This window comes from Rhizobium sp. WYCCWR10014 (assembly GCF_001657485.1).
GTDB lineage: Bacteria > Pseudomonadota > Alphaproteobacteria > Rhizobiales > Rhizobiaceae > Rhizobium.
On sequence record NZ_LXFU01000052.1, the window covers coordinates 88841 to 105638 of the forward strand.

Consider the following 16798-nt stretch of genomic DNA (forward strand, 5'->3'; position numbering starts at 1 on the left):
CCGCGCATGGAGGAAGACATGTCGCAAAGCGCTGTTGCCGAAGTTTCTTTGCAGCCCGGTCGGCCCCGGCGCTTCCTGAAGCCGGAGACGCAAACGGCCATGCTGTTCCTGTTGCCGAGCTTCCTCGGCTTCATGGTTTTCATGGCCTTGCCGATCGTAGCGTCGCTGGCGCTCAGCTTTACCAACTGGCAGCTGATCTCGACGCCGTCCTTCGTCGGCTTTCAGAATTATATCAGGCTCTTCACCGTTGATCCGGCCTTCTACACCATATTGCGCAACACGCTGTTCTTCGCCGTCGAGTATCTGGCGCTGAACCTCATCATCTCGTTGACGCTGGCGGTCTGGATATCGAGCCTGAAGCGCGGCAAGGCGATCTTCCGTGTAATCTTCTTCCTGCCGACCTTCACGCCCACCATCGCGGCGTCGGTGGTGTGGCTGCTGATCTTCACACCGGACGGGCTGGCCGACACCATCATCCGCGCGCTCGGCCTCGGCCTGCCGAATTTCCTGCTGAGCTCGACCTGGGCCATGCAGGCGATCGTGCTCGTCACCCTGTGGGCGAATGTCGGTTACAACGTCGTGATGTTCAACGCCGCGCTCGACCTTGTGCCGAAGCATTATCTCGAGGCGGCGACGATCGACGGCGCCAATGCCTGGCAGCGCTTCTGGCGCATCCGCCTGCCGCTCATATCGCCGACCATCTTCTTCGGCACCGTGATGACGGCCATCACCTCGCTGCAGATCTTCGACGAGATCTTTGCGATGACGCGCGGCGGGCCGGGCTCGGCGACGGCCACGCTTGGCTTTGCCATCTACCAGAAGGGCTTCACCAATTTCCAGATGGGCTATGCCTCGGCTCTCGCCTGGGTGATGTTCTTCATGATCATGGCGCTCACCATCCTGCAGTTCCACATGCAGCGCAAATGGGTGCATTATGACGACTGATCCGACCTCACGGCATCCGCATTCCGTCTCCCAGCATCGTCACCGCCTCTTGCGGCGCATCGGCTCCTTCGCCAGTTACACGGGGCTTTCGCTGATCGCGCTGCTTTTCCTCTTCCCGTTCTTCTGGATGGTGTCGAACGCGGTGCGCTCCAATGCCGAGGTGATGGCCGTCCCGGTTCGCATCTTCCCCGAGGAATATCATTGGGGAACATTCGTAGAAGCCGTGGTTTCCCTGCCGTTCGGAACCTTCCTGTTGAATTCCTTCGTCGTCGCCTGTGGCGTTACGGCGATCGTAATTGCGGTCTCCTGCCTGTCTGCCTACGCTTTTGCTCGGCTGAAATTTCCCGGCCGGGAGGGGCTGCTGCTCACCTATCTCACCACGCTGATGATCCCGCAGGTGATGCTGGTCATCCCGCTCTTCCTCATCGTCAGCAAGTTCGGCTGGATCAACACCTATCACGGCATGATCCTGCCGGTCGCCTTCAGCTCTTTCGGCACCTTTCTACTGCGGCAGTTCATCCTCGGCATTCCCAAGGATCTCGACGAGGCGGCGATGATGGACGGGGCTTCGCGGCTGCGCATCCTGGTTACGGTCATCATTCCGCTTGCCATGCCGGCCATCGGCCTGCTGGCGCTGTTCACCTTCATCGCACAATGGAAGAGTTTCCTCTGGCCGCTGATTGCCACCAGCGGCGTCGAAATGGCCACGCTGCCGCTCGGGCTCACCCTGTTCCAGACACAGCAGGGCACCGCGTGGAACTACATCATGGCCGGGGCGACGATCTCCATGGTGCCCGGCGTCATCCTGGCCATCTTGCTGCAGAGGGTGATCTACAAGGGCATTACCGTCAGTTCCGGCTTCGGCGGGCGCTAATCTTCATAAGAACAAAGATTTAAGCGTATCCCATCAAGTTTGCTGTGATGCCCTTCAAGTCCGGTCGATCGCCGCCGAAGAAGGCGCTCCTGCCGCCGCAAGATCATACCCTCGCGCTTAACTTTTGCTTCCGGAAGAAAAGTAAAATTTAACCAAAATTTGAAATAACCGCTTCATATCCGAATTGTGCAGGGGAATTCATGAAAACGGCCACGCTTGCATCCATCGCCTTGGCGATATCGATCTCTGCTGCCAATGCCCAGACGATCGGGGTTTCGATGTCCGGTCTCGACAAATTCAGAACAGCACTTCTGAACGGCGTCGTCTCGCATGGGCAGACGATATCCGGCCTCAAACTTGTCACCGAGAATGCCAATGGCGACAAGGAGCTCCAGAAGCAGCAGGTGCAGAAGCTCATTGCCGACAAGGTCGACGCGATCATCCTTGCCGTCTCCGACGGCGACCTCGGGCCGCAAATGACCAAGATGGCGGCAGATGCCGGCATTCCGCTTGTGTACATTAATAACGTTCCTTCCAACCTGCTGGACCTGCCTGATAATCAGGTGGTGGTGGCCTCCAACGAGAAGGAATCCGGAACGCTGGAGACCAAGCAGGTCTGCGCGCTCCTCAAAGGTAAAGGCCGCGTCGTCGTGCTGATGGGCGAACCATTCCACGCCGCCGCCCGCGCCCGCACCCAGGACATCTCCGACGTCATCGCGACACCGGATTGCAAGGGCCTTCAGATCGTCGAGCGGCAGGCTGCCTATTGGTCGAGCGATTATGCCGACCAGCAGATGCAGGAATGGCTGTCGGCCGGCGTCAAGTTCGACGCGGTCATCGCCAATAATGACGAGATGGCGCTCGGCGCGATCCGGGCCATGAAGAAGGCCGGCATGCCGATGAAAGATGTCGTCGTCGCCGGCGTCGACGCGACCGACGACGCGCTCGCCGCGATGGTGGCCGGCGATCTCGACGTGACCATTCTTCAGAGCGCCGTCGGGCAGGGCGCTGCCGCTGTCGACGCTGCCGTCAAGCTGATCCGCAAAGAGAAGGTGCCGCGCGAAAACAACGTTCCCTTCGAACTCGTCACACCTGAGAACATTGCCACCTATCTGCCGAATAGCCAGTGAGCATAAGAGGACTATGATGTTGCATTTCTGGAATAAATTCGGCATTCGCGCACAGATCACCTCCGGCTTCGTGCCGCTGATCCTGTTGATGAGCCTGCTCACGGTCAGCGCGATCTCGGGCATGAACGGGCTCGCCTCGATCTTCTCTTCCTATCGCGCCACGGTCGGCCAAAGTCTCGCCATCTCGGACTACAGCGACCAGCTGAACGAGATTCAGATGTCGGCGGAAGCCTTCCGCTCCACGCCGACGCAGGATGTCGTCGACCGCTTCCGCGCCGGCGTGAAAGCGTTTGATGCGGACGATCCGCGTTTTGCCGGCAATAAGGACCTGCAGTCCGGCCTTGCGGCGATCCGCCAAGACATTGCCGCCTACGGCAAGGCTTTCGAGCAGATCGTCTCCCTTCAGGCCAGGCGTGACGCCTTGATTTCCAAGGTCACCGAATTCGGCCCATGGACCAGCATCGCGCTCAACGATGTCGTGCGCAGCGCCTGGCGCCAGAACGATGTGCCGCTGCTGCAGATGACGGCGGCGACACTGGAGGCCTTGAACCGTAGTCTCTATTTCTCCGAACGCTTCGTGCATTCCGATGATTTTGCGGCCTACGACACGGCGCAGGCAGCACTCGCCGAAGCGGTCGCGCTGAACGAAGCCGCCGCCAAGGCCGCGAAGAACGAGCTGCAGAAGAAGCGCCTGATGGGCGCCGGCCAGCTCATGCAGAATTACACCGCCCGTCTCGGCGACATGAAGGACGTCTTGCAGGCCTCCGGCAATATTCGCCAGACGCAGTTGAACGTGCTCGCGCCGAAAATATCAGGCGGCTTCAAGGACCTGCAGGCCACCGTCACGGGCGCACAGAAGACGCTTGATGGTTCGGTGGACGCAACGGTTGCCTCCGCGACCAGCACGACGCTGGTCATCAGCGGCCTGCTGATCGTCATCGGTCTCGTGCTTTCCTATTTCGTCGGCCGGTTGATTTCCTCGGCGGTGCGCAACATGGCGCAGTCCATGGAGCAGCTTGCCCGCGGCGAGGAAGGGATCGTGATAACGGGCGTCGAGCATCGCCACGAACTGGGAGCCATGGCGCGTTCGCTGAAGGTTTTCCAGGAAACGGGGCGCGCCAAGCTGATTGCGGAAGCCAATGCCGAACGCGCCCGCCTGGCCGCCGAAGAAGAGCGGCTGCGCCAGGAGGCCGAGCGGCTCAGCGATGCGCAGGTGATGGAGCATGCCTTCCGGCAAATTTCCGTCGGGCTGGACGCGCTTTCCAAGGGCGATCTCACCGTCCGCGTCGGCGAAGTCGACCATCGCTACGTCAGGATCCGGGATCATTTCAACAATTCGGTCGCGAGCCTCGAAGAGGCGGTCGACTCCGTCATTCGCGCGGTCGCCACTATCCGATCTGGCCTCGCGGAAATCTCCACGGCGTCCAACGATCTCGCCCGCCGCACCGAGCAGCAGGCAGCCTCGCTGGAGGAGACCGTCGCGGCGCTGGGTGAGGTGACCCGCGGCGTCAATGGAACGGCAGAGGGTGCAAGCCGCGCCCAGGGTGTCGTGGCAACGGCCCGCACCAATGCCGAAAAGGGCGGCGAGATCGTTGCCCGCGCCATCGACGCGATGACGGAAATTCAAAATTCGTCGTCCAAGATCGGCAACATCATCAGCGTCATCGACGAGATCGCCTTCCAGACCAACCTGCTGGCGCTGAACGCCGGCGTGGAAGCGGCGCGCGCCGGCGAGGCGGGCAAGGGCTTTGCCGTCGTGGCCCAGGAAGTCCGCGAGCTCGCCCAGCGCTCCGCCAACGCGGCAAGGGAGATCAAGCAGCTGATCTCCACCTCCTCGGCGCAGGTCAAGACCGGCGTCCAGTTGGTGGGTGAATCCGGCCTCTCGCTCGAACAGATCGTCGAACAGGTCACCGCCATGAATGCGACCGTGGCCGAGATCGCCGTTGCCGCCCGCGAACAGGCGACGAGCCTGCGTGAGGTCTCGGCTGCCGGCGACCAGATGGACAAGGTGACGCAGCAGAACGCCGCGATGGTCGAAGAGACCACGGCAGCCGCACAGAGCCTGACACATGAAACCGAAAGCCTTGCCGAGTTGCTGCGGCGGTTCAGGACAGGCAGCGGCCGGGCATCGGAACATCGCCATTACGCGATGGCATCCTGACTTTCTGTCGATGCAGGCAAGAAAACGCCGCCGCCTCGAAAGGGCGGCGGTGAGCGATCATCGGCCAGCGTCGCCTCAGTGGCTCTCTGATGCGGGACCGTGAGAGTGGCCGGCAATGCTCTTGCGAACATGACGAACTGCTGTCCAGACGGCGAAGAGCACGAGCGGAATGGCGCCGAGAACCGCGAGCTTCGACACGTGCGGATCGACGCCCAGTGCTGAAATACTTTCGAGGCAGATCTTCGCCAGGCCGACGGTGTAATAGGTGATGGCGATGACGGAGAAGCCTTCGACCGCCTGCTGAATATGCACCTGGATGCGCGCCCGCTCTTCCATTGATGTCAGCAGCGACGCGTTCTGATCTTCGAGCTGAACCTGCACGGTGGTTCTAAGGAGGTCTCCGGCCAGGCTGACGCGTTCGGCCAGTTCATCGAGGCGGCGTTCGGCGGCTTCGACCGAGCGGACGGCCGGTTGAAAGCGCCGATCGATAAAGGTGCCGAGCCTCTGGCGCTGTTCGACGCGTTCCTCACGAAGCTCCGACACTCTGCTCGCGACAATTTCGGCATAGGCTTTCGTCGCGCCGAAGCGGTGGCGGGCGAGCGCCGAGAAGTTGAGAACGTCCGAAGAGAGCCTGGTCACCTCGGAAAGCAGTGCCTTGTCGACCTTAATCGCACTCTGCATATGCGCGATCAGCAGGTCGAGGCGCCGGTCGAAGACGGAAAGCTTCGACACCGTCTCGCGCGCCATCGGCAACGCTAACAGCGCCATCATCCGGTACGTCTCGATCTCCAGGAAACGCCTGACCATGCGGCCGGTGCGATAGGCATTGAGGTTGCGGTTGAAGAACAGGAATTCGACGAAACCGCTGTCGGTCAGGCGGAAGTTCGAATGCACTTCCGCGTCGCCGCCGCCGACCTGAGAGGCGACATAGTCGAGCCTCGGTTTTTCCGGACGCTGCCCGTCCTTCTCGTCCCGCACCAGCACCCGAACGGCTGCGATGATCTTCCCGTCGATCTGGCGGCAACAGGCCTGAAAGGCTTCCGGCGGATTGCTGCCGGGTTCGGCCGACGCGGGAACGACGAAGGTCAGGGTGAGGAACTCGGTATGCGCCTCCCACTTCAGCCGGCCGTCGCCGATGCGGCCAATTCCGTGGTTGCCTTCGCGGGTCGTGGAGACGTCCTCCAGTCCCGGCAGGGAATTTGGCATCTGAGGAGGGGCATTTTCTCCGACGATAGCGACGTGCCACACATCCGTGTCGCCATCGAAGTAAAGCGACGGCCGCGCGTGGAGCTCGTTGTGAAGTTCCCTTCGCAGCGGATGCTCGGAGCCCATCGGCATGGAAATGCACCTCTTTACGGTAGACAGTCGCTGGGTCGCCTGATGTAGCCGGGTTGCCAGCATGTGTGAGCCTGCGAGCCGGCGAAGGCCGACAACGCCTATAGCCTCTCCCGAACCGCGTGTCACCATAAAGGGCAACGATGTCGGCGGCTTGCACGACATCGTTTGCCCATTGCTCGATTGTCACCCGCTGAACTGGTGATGCTGACCTTACGACGAGGTTTCTTCCAGACGACGTCCCCCCGTCTCGATCATGCCGATGGCTGCGACCGCGCCGATGGCGGCGACGATCGCGAACATCATGAACACCGAATTGATGCCCTGCGTCCCCACCATATAACCGACCGTGGTCGGTCCGACGGCCGAGGCTATGCGCAGCCATGATGTCGCAAGACCGGTTCCGATGGCGCGCATCCGCGTCGGATAGATCTCCGGCGTGTACAGATAGAGGACCGCATTGATCGACCCGACGACGCCATAGGCAAGCGTTGCCAGCACGATCAACGACCAGAGCTGGCCTGCACCACCTGCCGCCAAGGCGGTCAACAGTGCCGCGCCGACCAGGAAGGATACGATGGCCCAAGTTCTTCGGCCGATGCGGTCGATGCAGAAAGCGCAAACCAGAAGGATGGCGACCTGGGCGACATTGGTCATCGACGCCGCCCGAAGAGCGCTTCCGAGCTCGAGTTTGTAGACGGTGTGATAGAGTGTGGGCATCCAGTTGTTGAGGCTGTTGGCGACGAAGAACGAACTCGCCCAAAGGACCCAGGCAATCAACGTCCTCACGCGGAAGCGTGGAGACAGCAGCTCGCTCCAGCGGCTTCTCGGCTGCCGGGCGACCTGTGCAGGGGCGGGTGCTGCAACCGGCGCTTCAGGCGCCGGCTCCTGTTGATAATCGAGGTTTGCCTTTCTTGCGCTTGCCTCAGCCTGGCGGATGATCGCTTCCGCTTCGTCGAGGCGTTGTTGGCCGATCAACCAGCGGGGCGACTCCGGCAGCCGATAAAGCAGATAGGCAATGACGAGACCGGGAATGCCGCCGATGAAGAAGAGTGATGTCCATCCGAGGATCGGCACGAGTAAGGTCCCAACCTGGCCGGTGATCATCAGCCCGACCGGAAAGATCATCTCGTACAGCATGAAATAGCGGCCGCGTCCCTTCGCCCGCAAAAGTTCGCTGATATAAGTGGCCGCAACCGGCATTTCTCCTCCGACACCGATGCCCTGGATCAGGCGGCACAGGAAAAGCATCTGAAAATTGCCGGTGAGCGCGCAGGCCAGGCCCATGACCGACATCAGCGCTGTGGCTGCTGCCGCCATGGGGACGCGGCCGAAACTTTCGGCAAGACGGCTGAAGAGCAGGGCGCCGAGCAATTGGCCGATGTAGCTGGCGGCGATCATCCAGCCGATCTGGGCCGGAGAAAGCGCCCATAGCTTGATCAGGATCGGCAGGACGAATGCCAGCGAAAGGGCATCGAAGGCATCGAGAAAGGTTGCGCTCCCCATGACGATCCGCGCCCGGCGGTGCCAGGGTGTAAAGGGAATGGCCTCGAAACGGGCAGTCAGCGCTGCGGCGCGACCGCTGTCGGATGCCGGGGTCGGATCTCGGGCTTCAAGCCCATCTGCGGTCGCGGATGCGGCCAGCGTAATTGTGTTGTCGTGCATTCTATCCTCCCAGATTCAGCACCTTGATGATGGCCGGCGTCTTCGCGGTGCCGGCACCCGGTTGGGCATTAGGCGTTAGCTGTCGCACGCCTGAAAAGCGACCGGATCGCATCGGCGATCTGGTCCGGGCATTCGATCGGCGTCAGATGCCGTGCGGCGGACAAGACGGTGAGTGATGCGCCCGGAATGGCCGCAGCCAGATCTCGGGCCGTCTCGACGGGCGTGGCGTAATCCTCCTCGCCAACGACCACTGAAACAGGAAACCGGAAACTTCCCAAATGCCAGCGCAGATCCGCATCCCCGAGCATGGCGCAGGTCGATGCATAAGCGTCGATATCGTTGGCGGTAAAGACCGACATGGCATGCTGAACCTGCGCCGGATGATCCATCCGGAATCGATCGCCGAACCAGCGCGTTGCCTGAAACTCGGCCATCGATGACAGGCCTTCGCTGCGCGCCTTTGCCGCCCGGGCACGCCATTCCGCGGGCGCGTTTTCGCCATACCAGGCGGTGGTATCGATCAGCAGCATGGCCCGCACGAGTTTTGGGTGCCGCGCCGCGAAGGCTTGCGCCACGCAGCCTCCCATCGAGCAGCCTGCGATGACGGCGTCACTCCATCCGAGTTCTCCCATCAGGTCGGCGATATCGTCGCCGAACCGCTCGACATTATAGGGGCCGGCGGGCTTGTCGCTCCTGCCATGGCCGCGGCAGTCCATCGTGACGATATCCGCATCGTCCAGCCGCCCGACGACCCGATCCCAGACACTGGCGTCGAGCGCCAGTGAATGGATCAGAACGATGCGTGGCCCACCGGGCCGTCCGCTGCGTCTATAAGCAAGGCCGATACCATCGGATGTTCTCGCATACGCGACGCCGGAAGCCGTCTCTCGCGCATTTGCTGCACTGTTGGACATCGACATTCCCTTTATCCGGCAAGCGCCATATCGTTTTCGCCCACGAGCGGCACGTTCCACGCGTCGTAGCCATAGAGCCAGGAGGTGTCTTCGTTGCCTCCCGACATCCAGGTATTGGCGCTCGAAATCGCCTGGATGCGTGACGTGCGCGGCTTGCGGTTCGCCTCGTAGCGGCGGAACGCGCCTTCGATGTCGTCATTGTCGACGCCGGCAAGGCACCGCGCCAGCACTGCCGCGTCCTCGATCGAGGTTGCAGCCCCCTGCGCCATATAGGGCGTCATCGGGTGGCAGGCGTCGCCGAGAAGCACCACGCGTCCGTCGCTCCAGCGCGGCAAAGGTTCACGTTCGAGGATTGCCCATTTGTGGCAGTCCGGGCATGCATTCAAAACCATCTGCACTTCCGGATGGAAGCCCTCATAAGCGGCGCGCAATTCCTTCACGTCACCCTTGGCGGACCAGGATTCCGAGGTCAGCCAATCGGCGGGCTCGGGCACGCTGGTGACGAAGTAGAGCGAGCTGCGATCGGCGGCGGTATAGTAGATGACGATGTGGCGATCGACACCCCACCACTTCGTTCTGGACGCCTGGATCTCGCCGCCGTTCATCAGGCTTGCGTCGAAGACCGCGCGGTAGGCGATCCGGCCCTTGTGGATCGGCTTGTCAGGGCCGACGACGATGTCGCGAACGAGCGAATGCACGCCATCGGCGCCAATCACGGCATCGGCATCCGCCTTCGTGCCGTCGGCGAAAGAGAGCGTCACGCCGCCCTTCGTCTGATCCAGGCCGACGAGCTTCTTGCCGAGGTGAACGATCTCCGGTGGCAGCACGGAATAAAGCGCTTCATGCAGATCAGCCCGGTGCATGCAGAGAAAGGGCGCGCCATAAAGGCTTTCCGGCATAGGAAGCTCGCGCTTGATCTCACCGGTATCCCAGACGCGGTTGAGGTGAGAGTAAGGTTCGAACGCAACCTTTTGAAGTTTTTCGAGGACGCCGATGCCGCGCAGGACTCGCGATGAATTCGGCAGCATCTGGATGCCGGCGCCGATGCGGGCGAATTTCGGTGCCTGCTCGTAGACATTCACGTCGATGCCGACCTGGCGAAGGGTCGCCGCTGCGGCGAGACCACCCATGCCGGCACCAACGATCGCGATTTTCGGTTTACTTCCAGCCATGCGATTTTCCTCCTTGGCAATCAAGATGGCGCTAGTCGTAATCCGGGGCATATAGTATGTAAAATATTTATATAATTCATCTCTGGAACCTTTTAAGTTTATGATGGGCGCCAATGGAACTGAGACACCTTCGCTATTTCGTGGCCGTTGCAGAAGAGGGCAGCATCTCGCGGGCAGCCGAGCGGCTCAACATCCAGCAGCCGCCGCTTGGTCAGCAGATCCGCGATCTCGAATACGAGCTTGGTGTTTCCCTCTTTGACCGGCATCCTAAGAAGATCGTGCTCAATGCTGCCGGCACGGTTTTCCTTGCCGATGCCCGGGACATCCTCAAGCTGGCCGGTCAGTCAGTCGACAATGTCCGCCGATACGACAAAGGCGAGGCCGGCCATCTGTCGGTCGGCTTTACGAGTTCGGCGTCGCTCCATGTTCTGGCGCCGAAGCTGCTGCAGCAGTTTCGTCTGTCCTATCCGCTCGTGAAAATCGCCGTCGAAGAAAGCGAGACTTACGAACTCATTCTCGCCTTGCAGGAGGGGCGCATCGATGCGGCGTTGCTGCATATCGATGCAAATCGATTTCCGGATCTGGCGAGCACGGTGCTTTCCGAAGAGGACATGATCGTCGCCGTCCCGCTTGGTCATCCCCTCGCAGATGAAAGCCTCGGGCCGATCACGCTGAAAATGCTGGAGGGGCAGGATGTGGTCATTTACAGGCGACCCGACGGTCCAGGCATATTCGAGCAGATATTGCAGTCCCTCGATCGTGCAGGCGTGACGCCTCAGATCGTCGATGAAGTCTATCGCATCGTCGCAGCCATCAACCTCGTTGCCGGCGGCCGTGGCGTCACGATCGTTCCGGCCTCCATGCAGGTCCTCCATCCGGAGGCCATCACCTATCGCGCGCTCGCTCCCGGCCAAATTTCACCCTTGCCGCTCTGCATTGCTTACCGGCGCGATCTGAAGCTCTCGATCGTGCGGAATTTCGTGGCACTCACCAAGGAAATCGCCGCCGTTCCCCCGCTTGCGCGTGATCGTGCCTGACCGTTCAGAGCAAGCGCCAGGCTATGAAGCTCCCAAGCAGTTGCGCGCTGCCGCCGACCGACATCGCGACGATGAAGGCAGTTTCAGCTTCTCCCAAAAAGGCGAAGATCGCTCCGAGTAAGGCGACGCCTATCGTCGCCCCAACCATGCGGGCGACATTGATCAGGGCGCTCGCCGTGCCGGCGCGATCGGCAGCCGCGGTTGAGACCGCGACCGCCGTCAGAGGCCCGGTCGCCATGCCCATCCCGACCCCGGTCAGCAACAGTCCGATCTCTTCGGCAATGAACCAGTCGGCCAGAAAGGATGAGCCGAGCAGGAGATTGCCCAGACCCATCAGCGCCAGTCCGGCCGATATGGTGCCTTTCTTCCCCAGGCGCTCCGAGAGTGAACCGGAGAAGGGTGAGATCGCGATGAAGCTGAGAGCCATCGGCAGCAGAGATAGTCCGACCTCCACCGAGGCCAGGCGTCCGAGGCCGAGGGAGGCGAGCGGAAAAAGAAAGAGCGTGCCGTACATGCCGAACGTCATTGCGGCCGTTCCGGCCATTGCACCGCGGAACTGCCTGTCCGAAAACATCGAGATCGGAACCAGAGCCGTCTGCTCCAGGCGCTTTTCGACGATGATGAAGAGCAGCAGAAGCAGGGCGCCGGCGATGGCCAGGAGGGCCGTCCACGAAGGCGGCAGATGCGATGATTCGATCGCCGTGAGGGTCAGGAGGGTGAGAGAGGTTATCCCCAGCAATTGACCCGGCATGTCGAAGGACCGGCCCTGTCGGTCCGCGCTTTCCGGAACGAAAAGCCGTGCCGTCGCCGCCGCGATCAGCGCGATGGGGATGACGACGAAGAAGACGGATCGCCAGCCGAAATCACGGATGAGGAAACCGCCGAGGCTCGGACCGATCGCCAGCGCCATTCCATTGCAGCCGGCCCAGATTCCGAGCGCTCGAGCACGGATCTTCTCATCCCGGTAGATGACCCGGATCAGCGAAAGCGAAGCTGGCAGGAGGAAGGCGGAGCCGAAGCCGGTCAAGGCTCTCGCCGCGATGAGCATCGCAATGGTCGAGGCGAATGCGCAGGCAAGGCTCGCCAAGGCAAAGACAGCGCAGCCGATCACGAACATCAGACGCCGTCCGTAAAGATCGGCGAACAAGCCACCGCTGATGAGACAGGCTGCATAGACGAGATTGTAGGCGTCGACGACCCATTGCAGTTCGGTGACGGAGGCCTTGAGATCGAGCCCGATCGGCTGAACTGCCAGATTGACGACCGATGTATCGATCTGCGCCACGATCACACCGAGGCAAAGAATGGCGAGAGCGGCGGGCTTCAGCTGCGAGTAAGCCCTGGTGCCTTGTTCGATTGAATCCATGACGCTGCCTTTCCCTTACAGCGCCGCACGTCTCTTTAGACGCGTAAAGGACGCTGTAAGACTTTGAAGGAAGACGTAGCGTGGTCCAGGCCATCGACAATTCGAAACTGGTCGAAGTGTTGGAGAGAAAATGAAAAAGCCACGGCCCTGTTGCGAGGCCGTGGCTGCATGCGCGCATTGTGCGGGACAACGCGTGACCGGTTACTTGGCGGCGAGCGCCTCGTTGACCTTGTCGACGTCGGCACTCATTGCCTTGAAGGTCTCGTCGAGGGAGAGTTCGCCGACGATCAGCTGGCTCATCCTCTGAACGATGAGCTGATAGATGGCGGAGGATCCCTTGAGACGTTCCAGGTCCCGGGCTGCCTGCGGCACGCTATTGCGGCTTCCGAGGAAGACGGCCATCGCCTCCTTGGCATTCTTGCTCTCGAGCTTGTACTGCGGGTCCTTGATGTCGGCGCCCGTCAGGATGACGTAGTTTTCAGCGATTTCACGCTGGACCTTTTCAGAGCCAAGGAATTCGATGAACGCGGCAACGGCCTCCGGAGACTTGGTGCGCTTGAAGCCGACGATCGCGGTGCCACCCGGCATCGCATAGCAGCCGGCATCGCCGCACGGCGCGCTGATCGCCGTCCAGTCGAAGGCGTCGCCGATCTTCTTCTGGAACGGATTGACCATCCAGTTGCCGGCGAGATAGGTCACGACGTTGCCGTTGACGAACTCGTCACCCATGTTCTTGTACTGGGTTCCGCCGGCAGCACCCCACATTTCCTTCGGGAAGGAGCCGTCCTTCGTCCAGCCGTAGAGATCCGTGACATAGCGCTTGGCGGCATCGTCGGGGAAGAAGAACTTGCCGTCCTTGACGTAGTTCGAGCCGTAGGAGAATGCCGCGCCGGAGAAGCGATGGCCCGAGCGATCCATCGTGAAGGGGATCTGGGCACCGGTCGCCTTGGCGACGCGCGCCGAAGCTTCGACGATGTCCTTCAGCGTGGCGGTGGGCTTCGGAAGCGGTTCGCCGGCCTGTTCGAACAGCGTCTTGTTGACGAAGGGCAGGTTGAAGGTCTGCGACGCGATATAGCCGTTGATCGACTGCGGATCGTTGACGCCGGGGAAGCGAAGCGTGTTCAGGCTGTCGCCGTGCAGCTTGGCGAAACCGTCCGGGTCCTTCATGTAGGGACGCATGTCCAGATAATAGGGGGCAAGCTGCCAGTCGGTGATCTTGGCGATGTCAGGGCCTTCGCCGACGGCAAGCTGTACCGGCAGTTGCTTGGCGACCGCATCATAGCCCGAAGAGACGAAATTGACCTTGATGTCTGGATGGGCCGTCTCGAATTCCTTGCTGAGCGCTTCCATCCGCTCGACGTAACCCTGGTCGTCGTCGGTGAACAGAAAGGTGATTGTCTTGGTTTCCGCCATGGCCGCACCGGACCATGCGAAAGAAGCGGTTGCCAGCGCCACCGCGAGGGCACTTGAAAGATAGGTTTTCATTTTCATCCTCCCATGAAAACATTTTCATCAATCGCGGCATTAGCCATCGATAAATCAATTTCATATACTTGACATTCGTTCCGTCAAGCTATTTTCTGCGGCAATAGCGATGTTTTAGAGCAATTTGCAAAAATAGCGCGCACAAATAACCTAATGAAAATATTTTCATAGGATTGCGGAGGAGGCGGTCTGTGGAAGCGGAATGCATCAAGCAGCCGGACGATACGGCGCCAGCATACAGCGTGGCTGAGGGGCAAACGATCACGGCATGGGCCGTTTCCGGCCTCATCGCCAGCTATTTTCCCGGAGAGCCCGCGCCGGCCGAAGACCGTGTGAACTATCGTTTCATCAACGGTTTCGTCGATGTCGGCGACCTCCCCTGCCGCAAGGCCTTCTGGTCCACCATGGTGGGGCGGCCGCTTTCGCCCGACACCTCCTGGCCGACCGAAAGCCTCAATCTTCCCGGCTCGAACCGCCGCGTTGAGTTCACCGGTTTCTGGCATGTGCCGACGCATCTCAGGCGATGGCTGAAGGGAACGTTCAGAACGGAGACTGCGCGAACGCTCAATCTCAGACTGAAGACCTGCGGCGGCGTTCGCATATGGGTCAACGGGCAGGAGGCGGTGCGCTTCGAACCCTTCAAGCGCAATGTCGAGAGCGCAACCGACATAAGCCTGTCCCTTGAAGCTGGCGACAACCAGATTCTCGTCCATACCGAAGACCTGGCCGAGCGCGATACGACGTGGTTCTTCGAGCTCGAGATGCTGGACGTCGAGCCGCTCTGCGTGCTGCTGCCCGTATCGCTGGACCAGGATGAAGTCCGCGAACTGGAAGCCCTTTCGCGCGGCGTGCGCCCGGCCCTCGACGTCTTCGTCAATCAGCCGCTGGAGATCATCTTCGGCACGGCCCCCGAACGCGATCTGCCGGTGGAGCTCAAGGTCGTCGGCCATGGTCACGAGCGGCCCGTTCTCGCGCACTCCCGCTTGACGCTCAAGGCCCATCAGAGCAGCCTCACGGCCGACGATGTCTGCGGCATTGCGGACGGGTATCACGGCGTCCACATGACGATCGGCAGCGGCACAGGTTCGGTCACCCGCGTCATTGATGCAGCCTTCATGAGCAGCATTTCGCCGTTGCCATCAGAGGCGTCGCTCGCCGCCCGCAAGCGCCAGGCGCTGGAATACAGCGCCCGCTTCGGCGCCAACCGCGTCGGGCGCCTGATCGCCATGATGGAAACCGGCCATCACGACCAGGAAAGCTTCGACCGCATCATCGAGGCGACGCTCGCCTCCATCGATGCGCGGGAGGATTGTTCGGATTTCATCATGGTGCCGCTCTTGTGGCTGCTCGGCGCCTATGCCGACCGGATGCCCGATGCCGTGGTCGATCGCATTCGGCATTCCGTCCGCTCCTATCGTTACTGGGTGGACGAGCCGGGCAACGACGCGATGTGGTTCTGGAGCGAGAACCATGTGCTGTGCTTTCACACGAGCCAGCTGCTGGCAGGACTTCTCCTGCCCGACGAGGTGTTTTCGGCCTCGGGCCGGACGGGGCGGCAGCAGGCGGAACTTGGCCGCGAGCGCCTCGGGCGCTGGTTCGACAGCGTCGAAGCCCATGGATTGGCGGAATGGAATTCGGCGGCCTATTACCCGATTGACTTCATCGGCCTGCTGGCGCTGGAGCGCTGGGCCGAGACGGCGATATCGGCGCGCGCCCGCGCCCAGATCGATCTCATCTTCCGCATGATCGCCCTTCATACGCTCGCAGGCGTTCCGGCAGGCTCGCAAGGCCGCGCCTACGACAAGGAGTTGCGTGCCGGCCCGCTGACCGAGCTTGCGCCCTTCGCCCAGGTCGCCTTTGGAACCGGCTGGCTGAACAACGGCGTTGCGGCATTGACCATGTTCTGCGCCGGCGGCTACGAGCCGCCCGCCGATCTGGCCGAGCTTGCCGCGCTCTCGGGCGCAAGAAGCGTCGAGGCACGCTACAGCCAGGGCCTCGAGAGCGGAAAACTGGTGCTGTTCAAGAACGAGGCGGCGCAGCTTTCGACCGTCGTCGATCACAAGACCGGCCAGAAGGGACATCAGCAGCATGTCCTCGACATCCGGCTGGCCGGCCACCCGATGGCGAGGTTGTGGGTCAACCATCCCGGTGAGGACGATCCCTGGGGCAATCAAAGGCCATCCTATTGGGCCGGCAACGGCATCCTCCCGCGCGTTGCCCAGCATTGCGACGTCGCCCTGCTGATCGAGGACACAAGCGACGCACGCCATGCATGGACGCACGCCTATATCGGCCGCGATGGGCTCGACGATCTCATCATCGAAGACAAGTGGCTCATCGCGCGATCGGGCAGGGGATTTTCCGCCCTCTGGGCGTCGAACGGCCTGGAGTTGATCACCGACGGCCCAACCGCCGGCCGCGAGGCGCGCTCCCACGGATCGCTTTGCGGCTGGGCTGGTATCGTCGGATGCGGCGATGGCGACGCTTTCAAGGCATTCACCGAACGCCTATGCCGGACGACGATTTCCTTTGATCCCGGGCTTCGGCGTCTCTCCTTGACGCCGCCGGGCGGCCTGGCGATCGACCTCTCCTATGCCGACGGTCTTTCGATCGGCGGCGAGGCGAGGCCCTTCACCCACGATCAGCCGCACCCGATCCTCACCCACGACAGTGCAACCTCCGGCACCGGCACTGACGGGCCGTTCTACTCCTAA

12 protein-coding genes are annotated in these 16798 nt (G+C 61.5%); 6 read left to right on the top strand and 6 right to left on the bottom strand.

What is annotated here, in order from left to right; translation table 11 throughout:
- Nucleotides 1-18 precede the first annotated feature (18 nt).
- From A6U98_RS33070 to A6U98_RS33085, 4 genes are all read left to right on the top strand, one after another.
- Complete coding sequence (locus tag A6U98_RS33070) at nt 19-945, top strand: sugar ABC transporter permease (RefSeq protein ID WP_064655442.1); 927 nt, start codon at nt 19-21, stop codon at nt 943-945.
- A complete protein-coding gene (locus A6U98_RS33075) occupies nt 935-1819 on the top strand; it encodes a carbohydrate ABC transporter permease (RefSeq protein ID WP_064655443.1) in 885 nt (294 codons plus the stop codon). The genes A6U98_RS33070 and A6U98_RS33075 overlap by 11 nt, the downstream gene beginning before the upstream one ends.
- 200 nt (nt 1820-2019) lie before the next feature.
- Nucleotides 2020-2949, top strand: a complete 930-nt coding sequence (locus tag A6U98_RS33080; RefSeq protein WP_064655444.1) for a substrate-binding domain-containing protein — start codon at nt 2020-2022, stop codon at nt 2947-2949.
- A 16-nt stretch (nt 2950-2965) separates the two neighbouring features.
- Nucleotides 2966-5110 (top strand): methyl-accepting chemotaxis protein, encoded by a 2145-nt coding sequence (locus A6U98_RS33085; RefSeq protein ID WP_064655619.1) that lies wholly within the window; start codon nt 2966-2968, stop codon nt 5108-5110.
- Nucleotides 5111-5185: 75 nt separating this feature from the next.
- Here A6U98_RS33085 and A6U98_RS33090 read toward each other — a convergent pair whose 3' ends face one another.
- From A6U98_RS33090 to A6U98_RS33105, 4 genes are all read right to left on the bottom strand, one after another.
- On the bottom strand, nt 5186-6448 hold the full coding sequence (locus A6U98_RS33090) for a DUF3422 domain-containing protein (RefSeq protein WP_064655445.1): 1263 nt from the start codon (nt 6446-6448) through the stop codon (nt 5186-5188).
- Between the two features lie 210 nt (nt 6449-6658).
- Complete coding sequence (locus A6U98_RS33095; protein WP_064655446.1) at nt 6659-8110, bottom strand: MFS transporter; 1452 nt, start codon at nt 8108-8110, stop codon at nt 6659-6661.
- Between the two features lie 68 nt (nt 8111-8178).
- The gene (locus A6U98_RS33100) at nt 8179-9030 is read right to left on the bottom strand and encodes an alpha/beta hydrolase (protein ID WP_064655447.1); all 852 of its coding nucleotides are present in this window, start codon (nt 9028-9030) and stop codon (nt 8179-8181) included.
- Nucleotides 9031-9035: 5 nt separating this feature from the next.
- The gene (locus A6U98_RS33105; RefSeq protein WP_064655448.1) at nt 9036-10196 is read right to left on the bottom strand and encodes an FAD-dependent monooxygenase; all 1161 of its coding nucleotides are present in this window, start codon (nt 10194-10196) and stop codon (nt 9036-9038) included.
- Between the two features lie 113 nt (nt 10197-10309).
- Here A6U98_RS33105 and A6U98_RS33110 point away from each other — a divergent pair, with 113 nt between their 5' ends.
- Nucleotides 10310-11233, top strand: a complete 924-nt coding sequence (locus A6U98_RS33110; protein WP_064655449.1) for a LysR family transcriptional regulator — start codon at nt 10310-10312, stop codon at nt 11231-11233.
- A 4-nt stretch (nt 11234-11237) separates the two neighbouring features.
- On the opposite strand, the gene A6U98_RS33115 is transcribed toward A6U98_RS33110, so the two are convergent.
- Both A6U98_RS33115 and A6U98_RS33120 read right to left on the bottom strand, forming a co-directional pair.
- The gene (locus tag A6U98_RS33115; RefSeq protein ID WP_064655450.1) at nt 11238-12599 is read right to left on the bottom strand and encodes an MFS transporter; all 1362 of its coding nucleotides are present in this window, start codon (nt 12597-12599) and stop codon (nt 11238-11240) included.
- A gap of 201 nt (nt 12600-12800) precedes the next feature.
- Entirely contained in the window at nt 12801-14084 is a 1284-nt protein-coding gene (locus tag A6U98_RS33120; protein ID WP_064655451.1) for an ABC transporter substrate-binding protein, read from the bottom strand.
- Nucleotides 14085-14275: 191 nt separating this feature from the next.
- On the opposite strand from A6U98_RS33120, the gene A6U98_RS33125 reads away from it, so the two are divergent.
- Entirely contained in the window at nt 14276-16798 is a 2523-nt protein-coding gene (locus A6U98_RS33125) for a hypothetical protein (RefSeq protein ID WP_064655452.1), read from the top strand.